Here is a 23,662-nt window from a genome sequence, read left to right on the forward strand (position 1 = left end):
ACAAAGCAGGGGCCGGAAAAGCAAAAAACTCCTCCGGCCAGCCCTTCCCTACAGCGCCGCGCTGCCCTTGTCGTTGGTGCGGATGCGGATCGCCTCCTCGATCTCGGAGACGAAGATCTTGCCATCGCCGATCCTCCCGGTGCGCGCCGCGTTCATGATCGCCTCCACCGCGCGCTCGACCAGATCGTCGTCGCAGACGATCTCGATTTTCACTTTCGGAAGAAAATCAACAACATACTCGGCGCCGCGATAGGTCTCGGAATGGCCCTTCTGGCGCCCATAGCCCTTCGCCTCGGTGACGGTGATGCCTTGCAGCCCCACTTCGCCCAGCGAATCCTTCACCTCATCGAGCTTGAAGGGTTTGATGATGGCTTCGATCTTCTTCATCGCGTCTCGCCGCCTTTTTTGGCGGGCGCTCCTGAACCGGTTGCGGGGCCGGGTCGCCCCGGCGGCCTGGGAAACAAGCCACCTCATCCTGTCATGCGCCATTCCGTGGCACAATGGTCTTGGGGCCGAAATGGTCCGGCTGGCGCCGATTTTTGCCGCAAACTTGGCGGCGCGGGGGCAGGTGCGCTATGGCCGGTAGCGTTTACTGGCGGAGACGATATGACCCTCGCGACCTTGCCGGCCCCCGCGCGCCGCCCCGGAGCGTTCAGCACAGCCGAATTCGCCGCATTGCCCACCTCGCTTCCGGCCTTTTCCGTGGCCCATCCGGCGCTGCTGCCGCTGGCCCACCGGCATGAGGCGGAGACGCTGTGGCTGGCCACCCATCAGGTGCCGCCGCGCCTCGCTCGCGCCGCCGCCGCCCGCGCCGCCGCCTTGTTCGGCGAGGCCGAGCGCGCCGCGCTGCCGCCGCAGGCCCAGGCGCTGCTGCCCGGCTGGCTGGCGCCGATGGCCAGCGACATTTCCCCCGGCCCGACGCGCCTCGCCGAGCTTTTCGATCTCTCCGCCGAAGAGGCCGGGCGGCTGCACGGGCTCTGGTCCTGGCTCGGCACCGCCGATGCGCTGATGGAGACCGGCGGCGATATCCGCCTGGCGCGCGACCCGAAAACCGCCCTCAACGGCTATGGCTGCAGCCACAGGCCGCGCCCCTGGGCGATCACCTTTGCGTCCTCCACCGCCTCCTCCTCCTCCGAGCGCGGCTATATCGCGGCGGACAAGGCGCGGCTGCAGGTGAGCGCGGCGCTGCTGCGCGGCATGGCGCCGCAGCGGGCCCTGGCCAGTTGCATCGGTGCGGTCCGGCGCGGGCTGGGGCGGGCTTACGGGCTGCGCCCTGGCGAGGAGATCGTGCTCGCCGCCTCGGGCACCGATACCGAGCTGCTGGCCCTCGCCTTGACCCATCTCGCCGGCACCGGCCAGCCGATCCTCAACATCCTGATCGCCCCGGAGGAAACCGGGCGCGGCGTGCCGATGGCGGCACGCGGCCAGCATTTCGCAGTGGACACCGCCTTGGGCCATGATGTCACCTTCGAGGCGCCGATCGAAGGTTTTCGCCCCGATACCGCCCTGGCCAATATCGCGCTGCGCAGCGCGTCCGGCGCGGTGCGCCCGCAAGGCGAGGTCGAGGCGGAGATCGAGGCCGTGCTGGCCGCCGCGCTGGCGCAAGGGCGGCGCGTGATCCTGCACGGGCTGGACCTGTCCAAGACCGGCCTGTTGGCGCCATCGCCGGCTTTCCTGGCGGATCTGCGGGCGCGGTACGGGGCGGGGTTCGATATTGTCGTCGATGCCTGCCAGGCGCGGCTCTCCCCGTCTTCGGTGCGCGCCTATCTCGCGCTGGAGGCGGTGGTGCTGGTCACCGGCTCGAAATTCTTCACCGGCCCGCCTTTCGCCGGGGCGGCGCTGCTGCCGGCTTCGGTGGCGGCACGGCTGGGCACGGCGCGGCTGCCAGCCGGGCTGGCCGCCTATTTCAACCAGGGTGAATTCCCGCCCGGCGCCTTTGCCGCGCAGGGCTTGCCGGCGGGCGGCAATTACGGGCTGGCGCTGCGCTGGCACGCGGCGCTGGCGGAGATGCGGGCGCTGTTGCGTGTTGCTCCGAAGCGTCGCGCTGACATTATAGAGGCGTTCGGCGCGGCGGTGCGCCAGGGCATCGACGCCACACCCGGCCTGGCGCTGCTGCCCGCCCCGCCGATTGCCCGCACCGCGGCGGACGAGCCCTGGGAGCGCCTGCCCAGCATCTTCACCTTCTCGCTGCCCGCCCCGCACGCCCCCGGGCGCTGTTTGACCCCGGCCGAGGCCCGGCAGGTCTATGTCTGGCTGAACACGGATCTTTCCGGCGTGTTGCCTCGGGCGGGAGAAGTCGCGGCAAGGATCTGCCATATCGGCCAGCCGGTGCCGCTGGCGCAGCCTGAAGGGGCGGGGCAGATGGGGGCGCTGCGCGTCTCCGCCGGGGCGCGGCTGATCTCGGGCGAGCCCTCGCATCGCAGCCTGGCGCTTGGGGCGCGGCTGCGGCGGGAATTTGCGGATGTCGGCATCGTCTTCGCCAAGATCCGGCTGATCCTGGAAAACTGGCAGCGCCTCTGCGCCGCCAATCCCACCCCCAGCTATCGTGGCGGCTGACGCATAAAAGCCTAAAAATGAGCAAAAGTTTTTGAGGGGTGGGAACTTTTTTCAAAAAGTTCCCACAAACGTTTGGGGTGGTGGCAACGTCTCTGCCACCACCCCAAACGTTTTCGCTGCTTTTTTGAAAAAAAGCGGCACCAAAAAACTTTTGATCCTTAAGCGGCGGTGATGACGCTGCCGCTCTGATGGATCGCGCCGATCCCGGAGAGGATCAGATGCGTGCCGTCATTCAGGACCAGGTTCATCGAACCGCCGGAGACCGTCTCGCTGCTGACCGAGAGGCCCGCACCCAGCACCATCTGGCCGCTGAAATTGCCGATGAGATCGGTGCCGCCGCCGCCGGTGATGGAGAACAGATCATTGCCGAGCCCCGCGCCGGTCAGAGTTTCATTGCCCGCCGCCGAGACCAGCGTGTTATAGCCGCCGCCGCCGCCGATCAGCACGTCGTTATTGCCGCCGGCGCTGAACAGATCGCCCGTGCCGCCGCCGCCATTCAGGCTGTTATTCCCCGCATTGCCACCGGAGACGATGTTGTGGTTGCTCTGGCCGCCGAACAGGGTGACGGCGGTGTTGCTGCCGGCCGCCAGCACGGTGCTGGAGGAGCCGCTGCCACCGATGAAGACCAGCGATTCATTGCTGTTATCATTAACCGCGCCGATCTTGCTGCCGGTATCGTCGCTGGCCTTCACGAAGGCGCCGAGGGCGGCGGAGACGGTGGCGGCGCTGCCCGCGACATTGATCAGGCTGACGCTGTCATTGGCGCCGGTCAGCACGATGTTGTTGCCGCCATAGGCCTGGTCGGTGGCGGTGATGCTGTCCTGGCTGCCGTTCAGCGTGGCATTGCCGCCGCCGGCGAGGGTGACGGCGGCGCTGCCACCGGTCTGCAGCAGCTGGTCCTGGCCACCCAGATTGAACTGCCCGCTCTGCACGGTGAACTGGTTTTGCACGGTTTCGGCGCCGCTGGCGATGCCATAAGCCCAGGGGTTGGCGTCCGAGACGGTGGCGTTGCCGGTGAGGTTGACGCTATTGCCGCCGCCCTGCAGGGCAAGATTCATCGCGCTGCCGCTGATCGTGTTGTCGCTGGAGGTGACATAGAGGCTCGCGCCACCCGAGGCGTCGATGGTGTTGCTGCCGGTCCAGACCGACAATGTGTTGTTGCCCGTCGCCACCAGCAAGCTGCCGCCATTGCCGGCGACGCTGGTATTTTTTGTGACCGCGAAAAGATTGTTGCTGCCGCCGGCATAGAGCGTGTCGTTCATATTGCCATAGAGCATGCCGGAGCTGCCACTGCCGGTGACGCTGACGACATCATAGCGCCCGATGGTGCCGTTGGCGGTCAGGTCGATATTCACGGCCGAGCCGAGAATCACGGTGTTGGCCACCGAGGCCGTGCCCGCCAGCGTGTCCCGGGTGATCTGCTCGCCATCCGTGACCCGGATCGTGTCGCCGCCGGCGGTGAGGTTAACCAGTGTTCCTCCACCGATTGTATAGGCATTGCCGCCAACGCTGTCATTATAGGTGCCGCCGGCGGTCGCGACGACGCTGCCGCTGCCGCTGGTGACATTGACGGTGCTGGCGCCGGAGCCCGGCGTGGTGTCAACGATGCTGGATGAGCCGTTATTATAGGTCGTGGAGGCGGCGACGCTGCTGGCGATCGATACGGTGGTGGCGGCAATACTGGTGGAGCCGCTGCTCGCGGTGATCGGCACGGCGGTGCTCACGGTGCTGTTGGCGCCGGAGATGCTGATGCTCTCCGAAGAGGTCTGCGCGGTGACGTTGCTGCTGTTTCCCGAAACGGTGGCGCTGTTGCCATAGCTCTGCAGCGAGACGCTGACGCTGTCGCCGGTGGCGGTGATGCTGTTGTTGTTGTTCAGCGCCGTCACGCTGTCATTCGCGCCGGTGACGGTGATGGCGGAGCCGGCGGTGGTATCGGACGCGGCGGCAGCAGCGCCGGAGATGAGATTGATTGGGAGGGACGAGCCTACCTGCGCCTGGTCGATCACGGTATCGTTGCTGCCGGCAACGATGATGCTGGTGGCATTGGCGACCCGCACGGTATCGTTGGCGCCGTTGATGGTGAAATTGCCATTATTCGCGATGATAAGGGCATTATCGCCATTGATAACGAAATTGCCGGACACATACATCGCCGAAACGGTATCGTTCGAGCCGTTCACGAGAACGTTGGTCGTTTCGATGCGTTGCTGCGAGACGAAATTATTGTAGCTGCCATTGATGGTGACGCCGCCATTGCCGAAGCCACCATCCATGATGGTGTTGTTGTTGCCAACCAGCAGCAGGCTGTCGCCGTTGGAGCCGCCTGACTGATACAGCCCGGCGGAGAGCGTGTCATGCGCGCCGAACAGGGTCACGGCATTTTGATTGTCGGCGAGATAGATGCCGACACCATTTGCCGAACTGACGACCGAGTTCGAGCTGCCATAAATGGTGGGATTGCCCGAGACCACGTTAAGGCTCTGCCCATTGAAGGTGCTGGTCGTGTTGCCGGAGACCGAAACGGTGTTAGACAAGGTAGAATCCCTCATACGCTGCAGAAAGAGGATTGCTTCCATGACGAAAGATTTCGTCGCGATGAGCAGTGGCCCTATCATCTCTTGAAGGTTAGCGTGCTGAGGAAAATCCGTCAGCAGCGATTTTGCGGACATTTCCCGCACACGAATATGTGAGGTAGGCTATTGAAAAATGCCTAAAATTTGGAGACAGCCCGGAGGAACATGCCCCAAACCCTTTAAATGCGCTGGGGAGTGTCGGGAGGTTTGACGCAAAAAATAGATTCGGCAAAAAATTTATGAACAAATCGATAAGGGACTATTTTTATAGTATTTCCAAAATCATAATATTCTTTATACGTAATGTATTAAATTTTATCCATTATTTTTCGGCCTCTACGCTTTCTCCCAGCTTTTTCGCCCGATTCGGGCCCTTGAAGTCGCACGCGCGGCATGGTGCAGTCCGGCCATGGTGAAGCTGGACAAGATTTATACAAGAGGCGGCGATCAGGGCGAGACCTCGCTCGGCAATGGCGCCCGGGTGGCGAAATCCTCGGCGCGGATCGCCGCACTGGGGGAGGTGGACGAGGCCAATGCCGCCATCGGCCTGGCCCGGCTGGAGGGGGCGGGGCCGATCGATGCGATCTTGGCACGCATCCAGAATGATCTGTTCGATCTCGGCGCCGATCTGTGCACGCCGATCCGCGAGGATGAAGCGCCGGGGGCGGCGCTGCGCATCGTGCCGGCGCAGGTCGCCTGGCTGGAGGCGCGGATCGACGCCGTCACCGCGGAGCTGGCGCCGCTGACCTCCTTCATTCTGCCCGCCGGCAGCGCCGGCGCGGCGCGGCTGCATTTCGCCCGCACCGTCGCCCGCCGGGCGGAGCGCGCGGTGGTGGCGCTGCTGGAGATCCCGGATGAACCCGTGAACCGGCTGGTGCTGGCCTATCTCAACCGGCTGTCGGACCTGCTGTTCGTGCTGGCGCGCGCCGCCAATGGCATGGGCGGGGCGGATACGCTGTGGGTGCCGGCGGCCAGCCGGCATGGCTGAACCGCCGCCAGCCTCTGGCTGGTCGCTGGGCACGGAATTTGCCGCCAGCCTGCAAGGGGCAGGGGCGTCGTCGCGGAATTTCTATGCGCTGTATGAGGGCGCGGCTTTTGGCGTGCCGGGGCGCGGGGCGCTGGCGGTGATCGCCCGCGCCCACGCGGATCAGCGGGCCAAACCCAGCGGCGGGCGCGATGCGGTGCAGACCGCCGTGGCCAGCTTCGCGGAAGGCTATTTCGGCGCCAAGCGCACCTTTTCCCCGCGCAAGGCGGCCTCCGGCGCGCTGGCGGCGGTCAATCGCTGGCTGGCGGGGCAGTTGCAGGGGGAGAGCGGGCTTACCCCGGTTTCGCTCTCGGCCTTGCTGCTGCAGGATGCAAGGATTTTCGTCGCCCAGCTCGGCGCCTGCCAGATCTACCGGCTGCGCGGCCAGGTGCTGAGCCCGCTGCTGCACCCGCATATCCGCCCGCCCGAGGCCGCGCCCTTCATGCCCACCCGGGCGCTGGGGCTGGAGCCAGAGCTGGCGCTGGATCTGGCGGAGGAGGAGGCGCAGCCGGGCGATGCCTATCTGCTCATCGCCGGGCTGGCGGCGCTGGAGGGCGTCTATGCCGCGCTGGCGCCGCTGACCCAGCACAAGCCCGAAGCTCTGGCCGAGGCGGCGCTGGCGGCGCTGGCGCATCTGCCGGCTCACGACAAGGCGGTGATGGCGCTGCGGGTTCATGCCGTGCCGGCTGCCGGGCAGGACGAGGCCGCCCGCGCCGCTCTGGCGCAACTGCCCATCCGCCCCGCCCCGCGCCCAGGCGATAACTGGGACGGCTTTGTCATCGGCGAGACTTTGTTTCGTGGCCGCTACACCATGCTGGTGGCGGCGCGCGATACGCTCTCCGGCCAGGATGTGGCGCTGAAACTGCCGCTGCCCTCGATGTTGCAGGACGAGGTTTTCGCCGCCGGCTTCATGCGCGAGGCCTGGATCGGCACCGCCGTGCGCAGCCCGAGCGTGGTGCAATATATCGACATACCGGCCAGCCGGCGCAGCGCGCTCTATCTGGTGATGCCACTCTATCACGGCGAAACGCTGGAAAAGCGCCTGAATCGCGCCCCCTTGATGAGCCTGCCCGAGGGCATGGGCATCGCCTTCCGGCTCTGCGAGGCGGTGCAGGATCTGGCGGCGATCGACGTGGTGCATCGCGATCTCAAGCCCGAGAATGTGATGCTGCTGGAAACCGGGGAGGTGAAGCTGCTGGATCTCGGCCTCGCTTATCTGCCGGGGATCGACGCCGCCAACGCCGCCCGGCCGGGCGGCACCATCCGCTACATGGCGCCGGAGCTGCTGAAAGGCACCCAGGCCAATCCGCGCACGGAACTCTACGCCCTGGCGGTGACCCTTTACCGCATGTTCGCCGGCGGTGCCTTTCCCTATGGCCAGCATGAGAAGCGCCCGCTGCAGCGTTTGCGCCCGGATCTGCCCTCCTGGCTGGGCGAGGCGCTGGCGCAAGGGCTGGCGGTGCGCCCGGAGGACCGGCTGGCCGATGCCGGGGCGCTGGCGCAGCTGCTGCAGCTGGGCCTGGCCGAAGGGCGCGACGAGCCCCCGCGCTTGCGCCGCTTCGCCTTCAGCTCCTTGCATCTCTGGCAGGGGCTGACTTTGTTTTTCGCCCTGCTCAGTGCCGTCCTGCTGGTGCGGACGCTGACATGATCCGGGTGCTGTATATGAGCGATCTGCATCTGGAGATGGAGCATCGCCGGCATCTGCTGGACGTGATGCTGCGCCGCCCGGCTCTGCAGGCCCGCCCGGCGCTGAAGGACGTGCCGGCGCCGGATCTGATCGTGCTGGCGGGCGACATTCATAACGGTCTGCTCAGCGTCGCCTATGCCGACAGCCTGGCCAAGCGGTTTGAGGTGCCGGTGGTGCTGGTGGCCGGCAATCACGAATATTACTTCCATAATCTGGAGCCGCTGGGCGCGCAGATGGTCAAGGCCGCGGCGGCCACGCAGGGGCGGGTGCGGCTGCTGGACAATGCGCTGTTTACCTTCGAGAAACAGGACCAGCGCCTGCATGTGCTGGGCAGCACGCTCTGGACGGATTTCAATCTCAATCACGACCCCGCCCTCTCCAGCGCCCATGCCGGCGAGCGAATGAATGATTACCGGCTGATCAATGCCGGCAGCAAACGCCTGCGGCCGAAACAGACGATGGAGATGCATTTCGCCGCCCGCGCCTGGCTGCATACCCAGCTGGCGCGACTGCAGAAGGATGATCCGCAGACGGTGCGGATGATCGTCACCCACCACGCCCCCGGGGCGGCGTTCCTCGGCCGGCGGGGCGGGGCGATCGGCCCGGCCTATGGGTCCGATCTGCTGGCGGAATTCGCCCCCTACAGCCCGGGCTTCTGGGTGCATGGCCATACCCATCATCGGCACGAGACCTTCAGCCACGGTTTCTGGGTGGTCTCCGCGCCGCGCGGCTATGCCAAAGAGGAGCCGGAGGCGGTGGCGTCCTATGAGCCGGGAATTTTGGAGATCTGATCCGCGTCATCAGGGTTTGACAGCAAAATAGTTCTTGTGCATCACTCTGTTTAACTGGCAGGAAATTTATTTGCCCCGATGAGATACTCCGCTTTCTCTGTCCTCACCCAGGCGCTGCGTGGCCATACCGGCTGGAAACCAGCCTGGCGCAAGGCCGCGCCGGCGCCGTCCTATGATGTCATCGTCATTGGCGGCGGCGGCGGCGGGCTGGCCACGGCCTATTATCTCGCGAAGAACCACCCGGAGGTCGGGCGGATCGCGCTGCTGGAGAAAGGCTGGCTGGGCGGCGGCAATATTGGCCGCAACACCACCATCATCCGCTCCAACTACATGCTGCCGGGCAATGAGCCCTTCTACGAATTCTCGATGAAGCTCTGGGAAGGGCTGGAGCAGGATTTCAACTATAACGCGATGGTCAGCCAGCGCGGCATCTATAATCTCTACCATTCCGACGCGCAGCGCGATGCCTATGCGCGGCGCGGCAATTCCATGCTGCTGCATGGCGCGGATGCGCAGCTTCTGGACCGGGCGCAGCTGCGCCGCGAGCTGCCCTACCTGAATTACGACAATGCGCGGTTTCCGGTGCAAGGGGCGCTGGTGCAGCGCCGGGCCGGCACGGCGCGCCATGATGCGGTGGCCTGGGGCTATGCGCGCGGCGCTGACCAGCGCGGGGTCGACATCATCGAGAATTGCGAAGTTCTCGGCATTTTGCAGGAAGATGGCAAGGCCGTCGGGGTCGAGACGACGCGCGGTGTCATTCGCGCCGGCAAGATCGGCATGGCGGTGGCGGGTGCTTCCTCGCTGCTGGCGGCAAAGGCGGGGCTGCGTCTGCCGATCGAGAGCCACGCCTTGCAGGCGTTCGTGAGCGAGGGGCTGAAGCCGTTGATCGATACGGTGATCACCTTCGGCGCCGGGCATTTCTATATTTCCCAGTCAGACAAAGGTGGTTTGGTGTTTGGCGGGGATATTGACGGCTATAATTCCTACGCCCAGCGCGGCAATCTGCCGGTGATCGAGGATGTGTGCGAGGGCGGCATGGCGCTGATGCCGATGATCGGCCGCGCGCGGCTTTTGCGCAGCTGGGGCGGGCTGATGGATATGAGCATGGATGGCTCACCGATCATCGATAAAACCCCGGTGGAGAATCTCTTCATCAATGCCGGCTGGTGTTATGGCGGCTTCAAGGCGACACCGGCCTCGGGCTTCTGCTTCGCGCATCTGATCGCGCGCGGGGCGCCGCATGAGGTCGCTGGCGCCTACCGGCTGGCGCGCTTCGCCGAGGGCAAATTGATCGACGAAAAGGGAGTCGGCGCGCAGCCGAATCTGCATTAATGCGCATCACCTGCCCGCATTGCGGCAATCGTGGCCTGGAGGAATTCACCTACACCCAGGACGCCGAACGCACCCGACCGACCGATGGCGGCGCCACGCCGACGCCGGAATGGGCGGACTACATCTATCTGCGCGATAATCTCAAAGGCCCGCGCAAGGAATATTGGTATCACAGCGCCGGGTGCCATGCCTGGCTGATCGTGGAACGCGATGTCTCAACCCATGAAATCCTCTCGGTGCGCCTGCCATGACCGGCTTTAGATTGGCGCAAGGCGGGCTGGTGGATCGCGCCAGCCCCGTGAAGTTCCATTTCGATGGCAAAGCCTATACCGGCTTTGCCGGTGACACGTTGGCCTCAGCGCTGCTGGCGTCGGGCGTGAAACTCGTTGGCCGGTCCTTCAAATATCACCTCCCGCGCGGTGTGTTCGCTTCGGGCTCCGAGGAGCCGAACGCGCTGGTGGAGCTGCGCGCCGGCGCCTGGCGCGAGCCGAACACCCGCGCCACCATGGCGGAGATTTTCGAAGGTCTGGAAGCCGCCAGCCAGAATCGCGGCCCCTCGCTGAAATATGATCCGCTGGCGGTGAACAATCTGCTCTCGCCCTTCCTCTCGGCGGGGTTCTACTACAAGACCTTCATGTGGCCGGCGAGTTTTTGGGAGAAACTCTACGAGCCGATGATCCGCCGCGCGGCGGGGCTGGGTCGCAATGCCGGTCTGCCGGACCCGGATATTTACGAAAAGACCACGGAATTTTGCGATGTGCTGGTGATCGGTGCCGGGGCGGAGGGAATTGAAGCTGCCACGCAGGCCGCCGCCACCGGCCAGCGCGTGATCCTATGCGATGAAAACGCCCCGCTAGTACCGATTGATCTGCCGGCCGGTGTGGAATTCCTCGCCCGCACCACGGTGTTTGGGGTTTATGATGGCGGCACCTATGCCGCCTTGCAGCGCCTTACCGACCATCTGCCATCCTCCAACGCCCCGCGCCAGCGCCTGGTGCGCATCGTCGCCGGGCGCAGCGTGCTGGCCACCGGCGCGCTGGAGCGGCCGATCGCCTTTGGCAATAATGATCTGCCCGGCGTGATGCTGAGCCGCGCGGTGGGGGATTACGTCACCCGCTATGGCGTCGCCCCGGGCCGCAACATCCTGCTCTATCTCAATAATGATGACGCGGCCGGGCTGATCCCGGTGCTGCATCAGGCCGGGGTGAACATCGCCGGCGTGGTGGATGCGCGCCCTGCCAGCTCCGATGTCGTGCATGAAGCCGCCCGTGCCGCCAATGCGCCGGTCTATGCCGGGGCGGCGATCATCCGCGCCACCGGCTGGCAGGGTGTTTCCGGTGCCAAAATCCGTCTCGCCAAAGGTGGGGATCTGGCGCTGCCTTGCGACATCATCGCCGTCTCCGGCGGCTTCAACCCCAATCTGGCGCTGACCTCGCATTTCGACGGCAAGCCGGTCTGGGATGCGGCGATTGCCGCTTTCGTGCCGGGCAGCCTGCCGCCTTGCATGAGCGTCGTCGGCAAGGCGGCGGGGCAGGGGCTGAATGCCAATATCCAGCCGGTGTTTCACTCCGGCTTCTTCCCGGGCAAATCCTTCCTGGATCTGCAGAACGACGTGACGGTGAAGGATGTGAAGCTGGCCGAGCAGGAAGGCTTCGCCGCCGTCGAGCATCTCAAGCGCTACACCACTTTGGGCATGGCGACCGACCAGGGCAAGACCAGCAATGTCAATGCCATCGGCGTGTTGGCGCAGACGCTGGGCAAGGGCATTGGCGAGACCGGCACCACGCGCTTTCGCCCGCCTTACGTGCCGGTTGCCATCGGCGCGCTGGCCGGGGCGCATACTGGCAAGGAGTTCAAGCCAACGCGCCTTACCCCCACCCATGAATGGGCGGCCGGGCTGGGGGCGGTCTTCGTGGAAACCGGCCTCTGGCTGCGCGCGCAATATTTCCCCAAACCCGGCGAGGATTGGCTGGCCGCAGCCCAGCGCGAGGTGAATGCGGTGCGCAACGCTGTGGGCATCTGCGATGTCACCACGCTGGGCAAGATCGACATCCAAGGCCCGGACGCGGCGATTTTCCTGGAGCGCGTCTATACCAATAGCTGGGCCAATCTGCCAGTCGGCAAGGTCCGCTATGGGCTGATGCTGCGCGAAGATGGGTTCGTGATGGATGACGGCACCACCGCGCGCCTCGGCGAGACGCATTTCGTGATGACCACCACCACCGCCAACGCGGCGCGGGTGATGCAGCATCTGGAATTCTGCGCCCAGGTGATCTGGAAGGAGCTGGATGTCTCGCTGATCTCGGTCACCGACCAATGGGGGCAGATCGCCGTGGCGGGTCCGAAATCCGCCGCGACACTGGCGAAGATCGTCGATTCGCCCTTCGATCTTTCGGACGAGGCCTTTCCCTATATGGCCTGCATGGAGCTCACGGTATGCGGGGGCGTGCCGGCGCGGCTATTCCGCATCTCCTTCTCCGGCGAGCGCGCATATGAGCTTGCGGTGCCCTCCCGCCAGGCCGATGCGCTGGCCAGGGCGCTGATGCAGGCGGGCGCGGAATTCGGCATCGCCCCCTACGGCACCGAGGCGCTGGGCATCATGCGCATCGAAAAAGGTCACCCGGCCGGGCCGGAGCTGAACGGCCAGACCAGCGCGCATGATCTGGGCATGGGCAAGCTGCTTTCGAAGAAGAAAGAGTTCATCGGCCGCGCCATGGCCGCGCGCCCGGCTTTAACCGCCCCGATCCGCCAGACCCTGGTGGGCTTACGCCCGGTCAACCCGCAGGACATCATCCGCGCCGGCAGCCATCTGCTGCCCGTGGGCGCGCCGGCCGTGGCGGCGAGCGACCAGGGCCATGTCACCTCCGCCGCGCGCAGCCCGACACTCGGCTCCATCGCTTTGGCGCTGCTGGAAAACGGCCCGGCGCGGCATGGCGAGACCCTGCGCGTCTATGACCCTTTGCGCGGCGGGGATTTCACCGCCATCGTCACCCATCCCGTGCATCTCGACCCGGAAGGCCACCGTTTGCATGCTTGACGCGCTCGACCCGGCCGTGCCGGCGCACCCTTTCATCGCTTTGGCCCCGCAGCGGCGGGTGCGCAGCCTGGCCGCCTTCAAATCCGGCCCGGCGGCGCTGGAAGCGGCTTTGGGGGTGAGCCTGCCGGCCACGCCCAAGCGCCTTTCGCACCAGGGCGCGGACATAATCTGGAACGGCCCCGGCCAATGGCTGGTGTTGGGCGAGCTGGACCTCCCCACCGGCCTTGCCGCCATCACCGCGCAATCGGACGGGCTCTGCCTGCTCAGCCTCTCCGGCCCGCACCAGATCGAGATTTTGAAAAAACTCCTGCCGATCGATATTGCCCGCTTCGCCCCGGATGATGTCGCCATTACCCTCGCCGGCCATATCGGCGTGCGGGTCTGGCGGGAGGGGGAGCATTTCATCCTGGCCTGTTTGCGTTCCTACGCCGGGGCGCTACATCACGCCCTCATGCAAGCGGCAGAGCATTCAGGGCGAGGTTGAGGGCAGCGCGGCGCGCGCCTCCCTCGCCCTTCCCCTCATTCAGGAATCCAACATGTCCAAATCGCAGTTCGTGCTGACCCTCTCTTGCGTCAATCGCCCGGGGATCGTCGCCGCCGTCTCCACCTATCTGTTCGAAAAGGGCGCGGATATCCGCGAGGCCCAGCAATTCGACGATGTCGAGACCGGCAAATTCTTCGCCCGCATCGCTTTCACTTTAGTGGACGGGGCGGATATTTTGCCCTTGCGCGAGGGCTTCGGCGCGGTTGCCGAGAGCTTCAAAATGGCCTGGCGCTTCTCCGACCATTCCACCCCGCGCAAAGTGCTGCTGATGGTCTCGAAATTCGACCATTGCCTGGAGGATCTGCTCTATCGCTGGCGCATCGGCGAGATGGAGATGCAGCCGGTCGGCATCATCTCCAACCATCCGCGCGAGGCCTATAACGGGCTGGATTTCGGCGCCATCCCCTTCCACCATCTGCCGATCACCAAGGAGACCAAGATGGAACAGGAAGGGCAGATCTGGTCCATCGTGAAGGAAAGCGGGGCGGAGCTGGTGGTGCTGGCGCGCTATATGCAAATCCTCTCGGACGCGCTGGCGCAGAAGCTCTCCGGGCGCTGCATCAATATCCACCATTCCTTCCTGCCCGGCTTCAAGGGGGCGAAGCCCTACCACCAGGCGCATAAGCGCGGGGTGAAGCTGATTGGCGCCACCGCGCATTACGTGACCGCGGATTTGGATGAAGGCCCGATCATCGAGCAGGATGTGGAGCGGATCTCCCATGCCGACACGCCGGATGATCTGGTCCGCAAGGGGCGCGATATTGAGCGCCGGGTGCTGGCCCGCGCCGTGCGCTACCATCTGCAGGACCGGGTGATCCTGAATGGCAGCAAGACGGTGGTGTTCGGGAGCTGAGCGCCCTGGCTTGGCGGTGGGCGCGCGTTTCCGATAGAAGGGCGCGCAGCACCGCCCCAACCCGAGAGGACACGTAAATTGGCTGAGATCATCGACGGTAAGGCCTTCGCGGCCAATTTGCGCGCCCAGATCGCGGCGGAGGTCGCCACGCTGCCTTATCAGCCCGGCCTCGCCGTGGTGCTGGTGGGGGAGGACCCGGCCTCGAAAGTCTATGTCGCCAACAAGGCGAAGCAGACGGTGGAGGTCGGCATGGCCTCCTTCGAGCATAAACTGCTAGCCGACACCGCCCAGGCCGAGCTGCTGGCGCTGGTGCGAAAACTGAATGACGACCCGAAGGTGCATGGCATCCTGGTGCAGCTGCCGCTGCCCAAGCATCTGAACGCGGATGAGGTGGTGGCCGCGATCTCCCCGGAGAAGGATGTGGACGGGCTGACGGTGGTGAATGCCGGGCGGCTGGCCGCCGGGCTGCCGGGGCTGGTGCCCTGCACGCCGCTCGGCTGCATCCTGCTGCTGGAAGACAGGATCGAGGACATGACCGGGCTGCACGCGGTGGTGATCGGCCGTTCCAACCTGGTCGGCAAGCCGATCGCGCAGCTGCTGCTGCAGAAGAACTGCACCGTGACCATGGCGCATTCCAAGACCAAGGATCTGCCGGGGCTGTGCCGCAGCGCGGATATTCTGGTGGCGGCGGTGGGCCGGCCGGAGATGGTGAAGGGCGACTGGATCAAGCCGGGTGCGGTGGTCATCGATGTCGGCATCAACCGCGTGCCGTCCGGCGTTGAGGGCAAGACCAAGCTGGTGGGTGATGTCGAGTTCGGCTGGGCCGATAAGGTGGCGGGGATGATCACCCCGGTGCCGGGCGGGGTCGGGCCGATGACCATCGCCTGCCTGCTGCGCAACACGCTGACGGCGGCGAAGCGGCTGGAAAATTTATAAAAGTTTTTTGGTGCCGCTTTTTGCAAACAGCGGCGAAAGACGTGAGGGCTTTTTGCAAAAAGCCCCCACACCCCCAAAAATTTTTGTGACTTCACGGGGGCGCTTCACAGCAGGAAGCAAAAGGCTTTTGCTTGCGCGGCCTGAACCTTCTGGCCTTTTTTGCCCCGCCCCCCTAAGACAAACAGGTGCAGGAGGGGGAGAAGATGCGAAGCCAGGCCAAGCCCAGCGCCCGAAAGGCCCAGATCATCAAGGCTCCCTTGCCGGAGGCGCTGGCGCAGGCCGGTCTGCCCGCCGACATCGCCGAGCCTTACAGCACCGGCAGCAACGCCGCCGCCGTCTCGGATCTGACGCTGGAACAGGCGATCGGCGTGCAGGTGCGCCAGCTGCGCCGGCGTGTCGGCATCACCGTCTCCGAACTCGCCGCCGCCGCCAATCTTTCCGGCGGCATGCTCTCAAAAATCGAAAACGGGCAGATCTCGCCCTCGCTCGCCTCGCTGCAATCGCTGGCGCTGGCGCTGAACGTGCCGATCACCACCTTCTTTTCCACCTTCGAGGAAAAGCGGGACTGCTCCTTCGTGAAAGCCGGCACCGGCGTGGTGATCGAGCGGCGCGGCTCCAAGGCCGGGCATCAATACGCGCTGCTCGGCCACGCGCTGGGCGGCAATGTGGTGGTGGAGCCCTATCTGATCACGCTGAGCGGTGACGCCGCCCCTTATCCCGCCTTCCAGCATGAGGGCACGGAATTCATCTATATGCTCACCGGCGAGGTGCTGTATCGCCATGGCGATCAATCCTACCATCTCACCCCTGGCGACGCGCTGCTGTTCGACAGCGCCGCCCCGCACGGGCCGGAAAAACTGCTGGTGAAGCCGATGACCTATCTCTCCATCATCACCTACGCGCGCGAGCCGGCCTGAACATGGCGCGGCTGTTCGCACAGTGGCGCGAAGGGGCCGGCGCCGCCTGGGGCGCGTATGTGCGCCATCCTTTCGTGCAGGCTTTGGCCGAGGGCAGGCTGAAACCCGAAGCCTTCCGGAATTTCCTGATCCAGGATTATCTCTTCCTGATCCAATATGGCCGCGCCTACGCGCTGCTGGCGGCGAAGCTGGAGGCGCTGGAGGATATCAAGGCGGCCCTCGCCACTGCCCAGGCGCTGATCGAAACCGAAATGCCGTTGCACGTAAAATATTGCGAAGGCTGGGGGATTACGGAGGCGCAGATGCGCGCCGCCGAACCGTCCTTGGAGATGCTGGCCTATACGCGCTACGTGCTGGAGGTGGGCTATAGCGGCGACGCGCTGGCGTTGCTGGCGGCCCTGGCGCCCTGCATCGCCGGCTATGCCGAGGTTGGCGCCGAGGCGGCGGCGCGGGCCAAGGCGGATAATCCTTACCGCCCCTGGATCGAGACCTATACCGGCGCGGACTATCTCGAAGCGGTGGCGTCATCCTTGGCGATGATCGACCGGGTGGGGGCTGCCTGCGGGGCGCAGGGCCGGGCGGCGCAGTTGCAGGGGATTTTCACCCAGGCGACGAAGCTGGAAGCGGCGTTCTGGAACACCGGCTGGGTATTGCAGCTTTAAAAACCAAACGTTTTTTGGTGCCGCTTTTTTTCAAAAAGCGGCAAAACCGTTTGGGGTGGTGGCAACCGCGTTGCCACCACCCCTCCAAAAACGTTCACCCCGCGCCGATCAGCACGCCGGTCGCGAACACCAGCACACCGCCCAGCGCGACTTGCAGTGTCGCGCGGATCGGCGAGGTCTCCATGAAGCGCCAGCGGATCCAGGAGATCGTGGCCAGCTCCACCGCCACCACGATGATCGCCACGATCAGCGCCAGATGCAGGTTCGGGATCAAGAAGGGCAGCGTATGGCCCAGCCCGCCCAGCGTCGTCATCAGGCCGGTGACGATGCCGCGCACATAGGGCGTGCCGCGCCCGGTCAGCGAGCCGTCATCCGAGAGCGCCTCGGCGAAGCCCATCGAGATGCCCGCCCCGAGCGAGGCCGCCGCGCCGACCAGAAAGGCCGAGAACGGATTATGCGTCGAGAACGCCGCGGCGAAAATCGGCGCCAGGGTCGAGACCGAGCCATCCATCAGCCCGACCAGCCCGGGCTGCACATATTGCAGCATGAATTGCTGCTTGGCTTCCTCATCCTCGCTCTTGCGGGTATCAGCGGTGAGGTTCTGGGCGGAAAGCTCGTCGGCGCGGTGCTCGTGCTCGGCTTCCGCATCGGCCAGATCGCCCAGCAGCTTGCGGATCGACACATCGCTCGTGCGCGCCGCGGCGTTGCGGTAGAAGCGCTGCGCCTCGTGCTCCATGCCCTCGGCCAGCTTGCGCACATCATTGATGTTCGGCTTTGGAAATTGCCAGATCGAAGGGCGGCTCAAAAACCCGCGCACATCCTGGCGGCGGATCAGCGGGATATGTTCGCCGAATTTTTCCTGGAACAGATCCAGCAGCATGCGCCGATGCTCGCTCTCCTCCGCCGCCATCTCCTTGAAGATGTTGGCCGTGCTGGGAAAATCCTCCCGCATGCGCTCAGCGATGTCGAGATAGATGCGCCCATCCTCTTCTTCATTGCTGATCGCGAGCGCGAGGATCTCGCGCTCCGAGAGCTGGGAAAATTCACGCATTGAAACACTCCGTTTAGCAACCGCTCATCTGACGCGCACGGCGCCGCGCGTCAAGAAATTTATCACATTTGAGAATGAATGGCTGTTGCATAGATCGTTGAAAAGACAGTTTTTTTACAGTCCGGAGCGGCGTTGCGGCAGGGTGGAAAGCCTGTAAAATGAAGGGGCAAGGAACAGCTTTGAGGCGGTGGGCAGGGTGCGGGATCAGAACGGGCTTTGCCCATGCGAAAGTGGATTGCGCGCTTTGCGCTGCTGCCAGTCGGACTCTGCAGAATGGCCGGGCGAGGCGGCGCTGGCGCTGCTCACCCCCAAGGCCGAGGAAGCGACCAAGCTTTTCAACGAAAAGAAATATGAAGAGGCGGAGGCGCTGGCGCTGGCGGTGCTGGATGCGGCCCCCAATCAGCGCATCGCGCTGCGCGTGCTGTTTGAAATCCGCAATGCGCAGAAGCGCGGCAAGGCGGCGGATGCGCTGGGGGCCAGGCTGGCCGGCCTGCCCGGCAATGCCGGCCAGCGGGCCCAGGCCAATGGCCATTATGCGCAATATCTGATCGGCCAGGCGCGGTATGAGGCGGCGATTCCGTTCGCGGCCGAAGTGTTGAAAGCCACACCGCGCGCCGCCCAGGCGCATCACGTGATGGGGGTGGTGTTCACCGAAACCGGCGCGCTGGAGGCCGGGGAGCGACACTATCGCAAGGCGGCCGCTTTGTCCCCGGTCGAGGATGGCATGGTGCTGGGCAATCTGGCCTGGAACCTGAAACAGCAGGGCCGGCTCACCGAGTCACTGGCGCTGTATGAACAGGCCCTGGCGCTGCGCCCGGATAATATGCGCGGCACCGGCGGCAAGGCGCAGGTGCTGTTCGCCTTGGGCGCGCGGGGCGAGGCCGAGGCGGTGCTGGATGGCGCCCTGGCGCGCTGGCCCGAGGATAAGATGCTGCGCCTGTTGCGGGTGATGGCGGATCTGGCGCAGGACCGCCCGCAAGCGGTGCTGGACCGGCTGAACCCGGCCGAGCCGATGGTGCCGCCCGAGCTACTCGCCCGTGGCCGCGCTTACATGCAGCTCGGCCAGCCGCAGGAGGCGATCAACGCCATCGCCGCCGCCCGCAACATCCAGCGCGAGCGCGGCGGGCTCAGCTTCCAGCCCGAGGCGCTGCAGGCGCAGATCGCGCGCGACAAGGCCTATTTCACCGGCGACCGGCTGCGGCCTTTGCCCAAGGCCGGGCCGGGGGCGTTCATGCCGGTGTTCCTGCTCGGCTTCCCGCGCGCGGGCAGTTCGCTGCTGGAACAGCTGCTCGCCCAGCTTCCGCAATTCGCGGCGGGGGACGAGCTTGCACCCATCTCCCGGCTGATCGACGCGATCCCCGGCATGCTCGGCAACCAGCCTTATCCGGAGGCCCTGGACAATGTGCTGGTGGGCGACGCGGCGCAGGTGCCTGACCGGCTGCGGGCGCTGTATGAGGCGCCGCGCGGCGCCCTGGCCCGCCCCGGCGTGCGCTTCATCACCGACCGCGCCCCGGGCAATGTCTGGCATCTCGGGCTGATCAAGCTGCTCTATCCCGAGGCGCCGATCATCCATGTGCTGCGCCATCCTTACGACCTCGTGCTCGCCAACGCTGCCCAGGACCGCAGGCTGGAGACCAACGCCCATGCCGGGCTGCCCGCCCTGGCGCGCTATTTCGACATGCAGGCGCAGATGCTCAAACATTATCGCGGCGAGCTGACGCTGCGCTATCTGCCGGTGCGCTACGAAGAGCTGGTGCGCGACCCGGATGGCGAGGTGCGCAAAATCCTCGATTTCATCGGCGCCGAGAGCGATCTGCCCGGCGGCTTCGGGCTGAATAACGGCGCTGTCCCCGAACCCTGGCCGGCGCATTTCGCGCTGCGCCGCCCGGTGCACCCCAACGCCGCCGGCCGCTACCAGGCCTATCAGCAGGCGCTGCCGAAACTCTTCAGCGAGGTGGCGGCGATCCTTGATCCCTGGGTGCGAGAGCTGGGCTATGAGGAGCCGACGCCATGAGTGCTGCGCAGGAAAACGGCAAGGTGGTGATGAAGCTGGCGGATGCGCTGGACAAGCTCGCCAAGCTGGAACAAGCCAACAAGCTGCCCGAGGCCGATGATCTCGCCAGGCGCATGCTGGCGGCGATGCCGGAGCATCCGCATATCCTGCAGCTCGCCGGCATCGTCGCCTATCGCAGCGGGCGGGTGCAGGAGGCGATCGAGCGCATGGAGAAATCCCAGGCGCTGGCGCCGGATGTCGCCCTCTATCCGCGCAATATCTGCGAGATCTACCGCGGCGCTGGCCGGCTGGACGATGCGCTGGCCGCCGCCAAACGCGCCATCGAGCTCTCGCCCGAGGATTCGCGCAGCCATTTCAACTGCGCGCTGATCCATTATGAACGGTTGGAGCTGGATGAGGCCGTCGCCGTCTCTGACAAGGCGATCGCGCTCGACCCTGAATTCGCCGAGGCGCATTTTGAGAAGGCCGAGGCGCTGCTGCTCGGCGGCAAGCTGAAGGAAGGCTGGGACAGCTATGAATGGCGCTTCAAGCTGAAACAGGCCGAAGGCATGCTGCCCAAGACCGAGAAGCCGCAATGGGATGGCCAGCCGCTCGCACCCGGCAAGCTGCTGATCATCGGCGATCAGGGCTTTGGCGATTGCATCCAGTTTGGCCGCTACATCCCCTGGGCGGCGATGCTGGCGCCGCAGCCGATCATCGCCTGCTCGGGCGAGCTGCTGCCGCTGCTCAGCCAGCTGCCGCATATCGGCAAGGTGGTGACGCGCTGGGACGATGCCGGGGATTACGACGCCTATATCCCGCTCTCCGGCCTGCCACGCCTGGCCGGCACCACCACCGAGACTATTCCGCCCTCGGGCTATCTGGCGGCCAAGCCGGCGCTGGTGGAAGAGTGGCGCGCGCGGCTGGACCGGCTGGCGCCGAAGGGCAAGAAGCGCATCGCTTTGGTCTGGGCCGGGCGGCCGACCCATAAGAACGACAAGAAGCGCAGCCTGAAGCTTTCGCAATTCGCCCCGCTGTTCGCGCGCGATGATGTGGTGATCCTGACCGTGCAGAAGGGCGACCAGATCGCCCAGGCCGGCGGCTATTTCGGCCGCGCGCCGCTGGTCAATCTCGGCCCGGAGATCGAGGATTTTCTCGATACGATGGCGATCCTGCAGCATGTCGACCGGCTGGTGACGATCGATACCTCGGTCGCGCATATCGCCGGGGCCAGCAACGTGCCGACCTCGATCGTGTTGCCCTACGCGCCGGATTGGCGTTGGCTGCTGCACCGCGAGGACACGCCCTGGTATCCGAACATGCGCCTCTACCGGCAGCGCGTGCCCTTCCAGTGGGACGATGTGATCGCCCGCGTCGCGGCGGATCTGTAAGGCGGCGCTGATGTTCGGACCACGCCGCGCGGCGCCGCTTTTCACCGCCGCGCGCCGGCCGCTGCTGCTGCTCCATGCCGGGCTGCACAAAACCGGCACCACCGCCTTGCAGGAGGCGCTGGCGGCGCAGCAACAGGCGCTGCTGGGCCAGGGCGTGCTGTTCGTGCGCGCCGGCCGGCCGGTGAGTGCGGCCGGGCAGCATAATCTTGCCTGGCAGCTGATGCGCGACAGGCGCTATCACAGCGCCTGGGGCACTATCGACGAGGCGGCGCGCGAGATTGCCGCGCATGGCGGCCACGCCATCATCTCGGCGGAGGATTTTGAAACCTTCCTGGACCGGCCTGAGATATTCGCGCCGCTCACGCGCCATCCCGCCTTGGCCGGGCATGAGATCGCGCTGCTGGTCTATCTGCGCGAACCCTGCGCCTATCTGCGCTCGCTCTATCTCGAACTCACCCAGGCCGGCATCGCCGAGGAGGCGAGGCTGGTGATCTCGCAGATCCTCGCCGCCGGGCATTTCGATCTGCGGGAATGGCGGTTTCAGTTCGACTATGCCCGCCTCGCCGCCAGGCTGCGGCGCGGCTTTCCCGGGCGGGTGGTGCTGCGCGACTATCAGGCGCTGATCGGCGGCTCCAGCCTTTCGGATTTCCGGCATGTCACCGGGCTGAGGCTGGATGAATTCGATGACAAGCGGCTGAACATCGCGCGCGCGCCGGGCGATGCGCTGCGGGATTTCTACGCGGCGCGGCTGGCCTTGCCGCTCACAGAGGCGCAGCTGGCGCAGATCGCGGCGCTCGCCGCCGCTCTGGGCGAACAGGCGCCCGGGCTTTCGGCGGCCAGCCTCGCCAGGCTGGCGGCGCGCTTCGGCCCGGCCCGGCGGTCCTTGCGCCGCTTCGGCGTTGGGCGCGATTGGGCGGTGCCGAAGGCGGAGACGCGGCCGGGGATGACGCTGGAGGCGCTGTTTTCCTTCGAGACCCAATGCCGTTTGATGGGCGCCGAGGCCTGAACGCAGGGGGTAGCCTCCTGCCAAGAAGCTCAGTCGGCAGCCGTGGCGGAGAGCGGTGTTGAGAGCGCCTCCAGCGATTGCCCCTCGGCGGGAACCGCCAGGACCGCCGCCAGCACGCCAGCCCCGGCCATCAGCGCCCCGGCGAAGAGATAGCCCCCGCAAATGGCCAGCGGCGAGCCGTCGCCGATCAGCCGGCCAAAGACCAAAGGTGCCAGCACGCCCCCCAGCGCGGTGCCGAAGGCGTAGAACAAAGCGATCGCCAGGGCCCGGATTTCCAGCGGAAACAGCTCGCTCGCGGTGAGATAGGCGGCGCTGGCGGCGGAGGAGGCAATGAAGAAGATCGCCGCCCAGGCCAGGGTCTGCGTCGTCGCATCGAACCATCCGTGCAGAAACCCGTAGCCGGTGGCGGCGAGCAGCGCGCCGGAGAGGATATAGGTGGCGGCCAGCATGATCCGCCGCCCCAGCGTATCAAAGAGCCAGCCCAGCCATAGCGGCCCGAGAAAATTCCCTGCCGCCAGCGGCAACAGATACAAGCCGGCGCGCCCCTGCGGGACGTGGTAGAAGCGCGTGAGCATCAGCGCGTAGGTGAAGAACAGCGCATTATATAAAAACGCCTGCGCCGCCATCAGTGCCAGCACCAGCACCGTGCGGGCGCGGTAGGTGCGCAGCAGCACCGGCAGGATCACGCCCAGCCCGAAGCTCTTGCGCGGCTGCAGTGTCAGTTTCGGCAGATCCTCCGGCCCCGCGCTGTCCGTCCGTGCCTCGATCTCGCGCATCAGCGCCTCGGCCTCCTGCGCGCGCCCATGGGTGATCAGCCAGCGCGGGCTCTCAGGGATGATCCGGCGCGGCGCCAGCACCCCCAGCCCGATCACCGCGCCGATGCCAAATTCCAGCCGCCAGCCGAGATTCTCCGGCAACCAATGCGGGTTGAGCAGGACCAGACTCATCCCGGCGCCGATCACCGCCCCCAGCCAATAGGTGCCGTTGAGCCCGAGGGCGACGCGCCCGCGCAGCCGGGCCGGGATCAACTGTAACCGATGCGAGGCCCCCACTGCATGGGGCTGGACTTTACCGTGATGTCTCTGCGACGCGCTGGGGCATCCAGAAGTCTCTGATTGCTGGCACGACGATGGGTATGTCGTGATAGGCGGTCTTGAGGTACGATTTTATGTCGATGCCTTTGGGCGGCGGCCCGGCGGGGATAGCCAGTTCGTCGGCGCAGTAGAGCAGGATTGGCAGCAGGAGGCCGTATTGAATGTTTTTTGCGTTGAGTAATGGCGCCCACGCCTTCCAGCGCAATTTCATCGCG

General features: G+C 65.6%; 20 protein-coding genes. 15 read left to right on the plus strand and 5 right to left on the minus strand.

Annotated features, from left to right (window positions below):
• Positions 1-48: 48 nt before the first annotated feature.
• On the minus strand, positions 49-387 hold the full coding sequence (locus tag T331_RS0112725) for a P-II family nitrogen regulator (protein WP_008492327.1): 339 nt from the start codon (positions 385-387) through the stop codon (positions 49-51).
• A 219-nt stretch (positions 388-606) separates the two neighbouring features.
• Here T331_RS0112725 and T331_RS18335 point away from each other — a divergent pair, with 219 nt between their 5' ends.
• The gene (locus T331_RS18335; protein ID WP_051622363.1) at positions 607-2,556 is read left to right on the plus strand and encodes a hypothetical protein; all 1,950 of its coding nucleotides are present in this window, start codon (positions 607-609) and stop codon (positions 2,554-2,556) included.
• Positions 2,557-2,714: 158 nt separating this feature from the next.
• Here the strand turns inward: T331_RS18335 and T331_RS0112740 are convergent, their stop codons facing one another.
• A complete protein-coding gene (locus tag T331_RS0112740; RefSeq protein ID WP_155992712.1) occupies positions 2,715-5,090 on the minus strand; it encodes a beta strand repeat-containing protein in 2,376 nt (791 codons plus the stop codon).
• A 448-nt stretch (positions 5,091-5,538) separates the two neighbouring features.
• On the opposite strand from T331_RS0112740, the gene T331_RS0112745 reads away from it, so the two are divergent.
• The 11 genes from T331_RS0112745 (at position 5,539) to tenA (ending at position 16,912) form a co-directional block, all read left to right on the plus strand.
• On the plus strand, positions 5,539-6,117 hold the full coding sequence (locus T331_RS0112745) for a cob(I)yrinic acid a,c-diamide adenosyltransferase (protein ID WP_026440294.1): 579 nt from the start codon (positions 5,539-5,541) through the stop codon (positions 6,115-6,117).
• Positions 6,110-7,801 (plus strand): bifunctional protein-serine/threonine kinase/phosphatase, encoded by a 1,692-nt coding sequence (locus tag T331_RS0112750; RefSeq protein WP_026440295.1) that lies wholly within the window; start codon positions 6,110-6,112, stop codon positions 7,799-7,801. The genes T331_RS0112745 and T331_RS0112750 overlap by 8 nt, the downstream gene beginning before the upstream one ends.
• Positions 7,798-8,631, plus strand: a complete 834-nt coding sequence (locus tag T331_RS0112755; RefSeq protein WP_026440296.1) for a metallophosphoesterase — start codon at positions 7,798-7,800, stop codon at positions 8,629-8,631. Before T331_RS0112750 ends, T331_RS0112755 begins: the two co-directional genes overlap by 4 nt.
• 78 nt (positions 8,632-8,709) lie before the next feature.
• A complete protein-coding gene (locus T331_RS0112760; protein ID WP_026440297.1) occupies positions 8,710-9,963 on the plus strand; it encodes a sarcosine oxidase subunit beta family protein in 1,254 nt (417 codons plus the stop codon).
• Entirely contained in the window at positions 9,963-10,214 is a 252-nt protein-coding gene (locus T331_RS0112765) for a sarcosine oxidase subunit delta (RefSeq protein ID WP_026440298.1), read from the plus strand. Before T331_RS0112760 ends, T331_RS0112765 begins: the two co-directional genes overlap by 1 nt.
• Positions 10,211-13,000 (plus strand): 2Fe-2S iron-sulfur cluster-binding protein, encoded by a 2,790-nt coding sequence (locus tag T331_RS0112770; RefSeq protein ID WP_026440299.1) that lies wholly within the window; start codon positions 10,211-10,213, stop codon positions 12,998-13,000. The genes T331_RS0112765 and T331_RS0112770 overlap by 4 nt, the downstream gene beginning before the upstream one ends.
• On the plus strand, positions 12,993-13,484 hold the full coding sequence (locus T331_RS0112775; protein WP_026440300.1) for a sarcosine oxidase subunit gamma: 492 nt from the start codon (positions 12,993-12,995) through the stop codon (positions 13,482-13,484). Before T331_RS0112770 ends, T331_RS0112775 begins: the two co-directional genes overlap by 8 nt.
• Before the next feature lie 52 nt (positions 13,485-13,536).
• Positions 13,537-14,397: a formyltetrahydrofolate deformylase gene (gene purU / locus T331_RS0112780; protein ID WP_026440301.1), complete on the plus strand. Its 861-nt coding sequence runs from the start codon at positions 13,537-13,539 to the stop codon at positions 14,395-14,397.
• Between the two features lie 33 nt (positions 14,398-14,430).
• Complete coding sequence (gene folD, locus T331_RS0112785; RefSeq protein ID WP_456049068.1) at positions 14,431-15,333, plus strand: bifunctional methylenetetrahydrofolate dehydrogenase/methenyltetrahydrofolate cyclohydrolase FolD; 903 nt, start codon at positions 14,431-14,433, stop codon at positions 15,331-15,333.
• A 203-nt stretch (positions 15,334-15,536) separates the two neighbouring features.
• Entirely contained in the window at positions 15,537-16,250 is a 714-nt protein-coding gene (locus T331_RS0112790; RefSeq protein ID WP_008492341.1) for a helix-turn-helix domain-containing protein, read from the plus strand.
• A 2-nt stretch (positions 16,251-16,252) separates the two neighbouring features.
• Positions 16,253-16,912: a thiaminase II gene (tenA, locus tag T331_RS0112795; RefSeq protein ID WP_026440304.1), complete on the plus strand. Its 660-nt coding sequence runs from the start codon at positions 16,253-16,255 to the stop codon at positions 16,910-16,912.
• Between the two features lie 94 nt (positions 16,913-17,006).
• Here the strand turns inward: tenA and mbfA are convergent, their stop codons facing one another.
• Complete coding sequence (gene mbfA / locus T331_RS0112800; RefSeq protein WP_008492343.1) at positions 17,007-17,963, minus strand: iron exporter MbfA; 957 nt, start codon at positions 17,961-17,963, stop codon at positions 17,007-17,009.
• 235 nt (positions 17,964-18,198) lie between these two features.
• Here mbfA and T331_RS0112805 point away from each other — a divergent pair, with 235 nt between their 5' ends.
• The 3 genes from T331_RS0112805 to T331_RS0112815 are packed head-to-tail and all read left to right on the plus strand — an operon-like array spanning position 18,199 to position 22,353.
• Positions 18,199-19,977: a tetratricopeptide repeat-containing sulfotransferase family protein gene (locus T331_RS0112805; RefSeq protein WP_051622364.1), complete on the plus strand. Its 1,779-nt coding sequence runs from the start codon at positions 18,199-18,201 to the stop codon at positions 19,975-19,977.
• Positions 19,974-21,347 carry a tetratricopeptide repeat protein gene (locus T331_RS0112810; RefSeq protein WP_026440306.1) on the plus strand — a complete coding sequence of 458 codons (1,374 nt, stop codon included), beginning with the start codon at positions 19,974-19,976 and terminating at the stop codon, positions 21,345-21,347. The genes T331_RS0112805 and T331_RS0112810 overlap by 4 nt, the downstream gene beginning before the upstream one ends.
• Positions 21,348-21,357: 10 nt before the next feature.
• Positions 21,358-22,353 (plus strand): hypothetical protein, encoded by a 996-nt coding sequence (locus T331_RS0112815; RefSeq protein ID WP_026440307.1) that lies wholly within the window; start codon positions 21,358-21,360, stop codon positions 22,351-22,353.
• Positions 22,354-22,382: 29 nt separating this feature from the next.
• Here the strand turns inward: T331_RS0112815 and T331_RS18340 are convergent, their stop codons facing one another.
• Together T331_RS18340 and T331_RS20150 are read right to left on the minus strand one after the other, a co-directional pair.
• Positions 22,383-23,405, minus strand: a complete 1,023-nt coding sequence (locus T331_RS18340) for an MFS transporter (protein ID WP_244876957.1) — start codon at positions 23,403-23,405, stop codon at positions 22,383-22,385.
• Positions 23,406-23,421: 16 nt separating this feature from the next.
• Positions 23,422-23,662: hypothetical protein (locus T331_RS20150; RefSeq protein WP_026440308.1), on the minus strand; the 241-nt coding region annotated here is incomplete at its 5' end.

The organism is Acidocella facilis ATCC 35904 (assembly GCF_000687875.1).
Classification (GTDB): Bacteria; Pseudomonadota; Alphaproteobacteria; order Acetobacterales; family Acetobacteraceae; genus Acidocella; species Acidocella facilis.

What these genes read in the sequence shown, in the direction of transcription:
- T331_RS18335 (WP_051622363.1), top strand. Translation starts at nt 607, where the DNA reads ATGACCCTCGCGACCTTGCCGGCCCCCGCGCGCCGCCCCGGAGCGTTC.
- T331_RS0112765 (WP_026440298.1), top strand. Translation starts at nt 9,963, where the DNA reads ATGCGCATCACCTGCCCGCATTGCGGCAATCGTGGCCTGGAGGAATTC.
- T331_RS0112775 (WP_026440300.1), top strand. Translation starts at nt 12,993, where the DNA reads ATGCTTGACGCGCTCGACCCGGCCGTGCCGGCGCACCCTTTCATCGCT.
- T331_RS0112810 (WP_026440306.1), top strand. Translation starts at nt 19,974, where the DNA reads ATGAGTGCTGCGCAGGAAAACGGCAAGGTGGTGATGAAGCTGGCGGAT.
- T331_RS0112760 (WP_026440297.1), top strand. Translation starts at nt 8,710, where the DNA reads ATGAGATACTCCGCTTTCTCTGTCCTCACCCAGGCGCTGCGTGGCCAT.
- T331_RS0112815 (WP_026440307.1), top strand. Translation starts at nt 21,358, where the DNA reads ATGTTCGGACCACGCCGCGCGGCGCCGCTTTTCACCGCCGCGCGCCGG.
- purU (WP_026440301.1), top strand. Translation starts at nt 13,537, where the DNA reads ATGTCCAAATCGCAGTTCGTGCTGACCCTCTCTTGCGTCAATCGCCCG.
- T331_RS0112770 (WP_026440299.1), top strand. Translation starts at nt 10,211, where the DNA reads ATGACCGGCTTTAGATTGGCGCAAGGCGGGCTGGTGGATCGCGCCAGC.
- T331_RS0112745 (WP_026440294.1), top strand. Translation starts at nt 5,539, where the DNA reads ATGGTGAAGCTGGACAAGATTTATACAAGAGGCGGCGATCAGGGCGAG.
- tenA (WP_026440304.1), top strand. Translation starts at nt 16,253, where the DNA reads ATGGCGCGGCTGTTCGCACAGTGGCGCGAAGGGGCCGGCGCCGCCTGG.
- T331_RS0112755 (WP_026440296.1), top strand. Translation starts at nt 7,798, where the DNA reads ATGATCCGGGTGCTGTATATGAGCGATCTGCATCTGGAGATGGAGCAT.
- T331_RS0112725 (WP_008492327.1), bottom strand. Translation starts at nt 387, where the DNA reads ATGAAGAAGATCGAAGCCATCATCAAACCCTTCAAGCTCGATGAGGTG.
- mbfA (WP_008492343.1), bottom strand. Translation starts at nt 17,963, where the DNA reads ATGCGTGAATTTTCCCAGCTCTCGGAGCGCGAGATCCTCGCGCTCGCG.
- T331_RS0112790 (WP_008492341.1), top strand. Translation starts at nt 15,537, where the DNA reads ATGCGAAGCCAGGCCAAGCCCAGCGCCCGAAAGGCCCAGATCATCAAG.
- T331_RS0112750 (WP_026440295.1), top strand. Translation starts at nt 6,110, where the DNA reads ATGGCTGAACCGCCGCCAGCCTCTGGCTGGTCGCTGGGCACGGAATTT.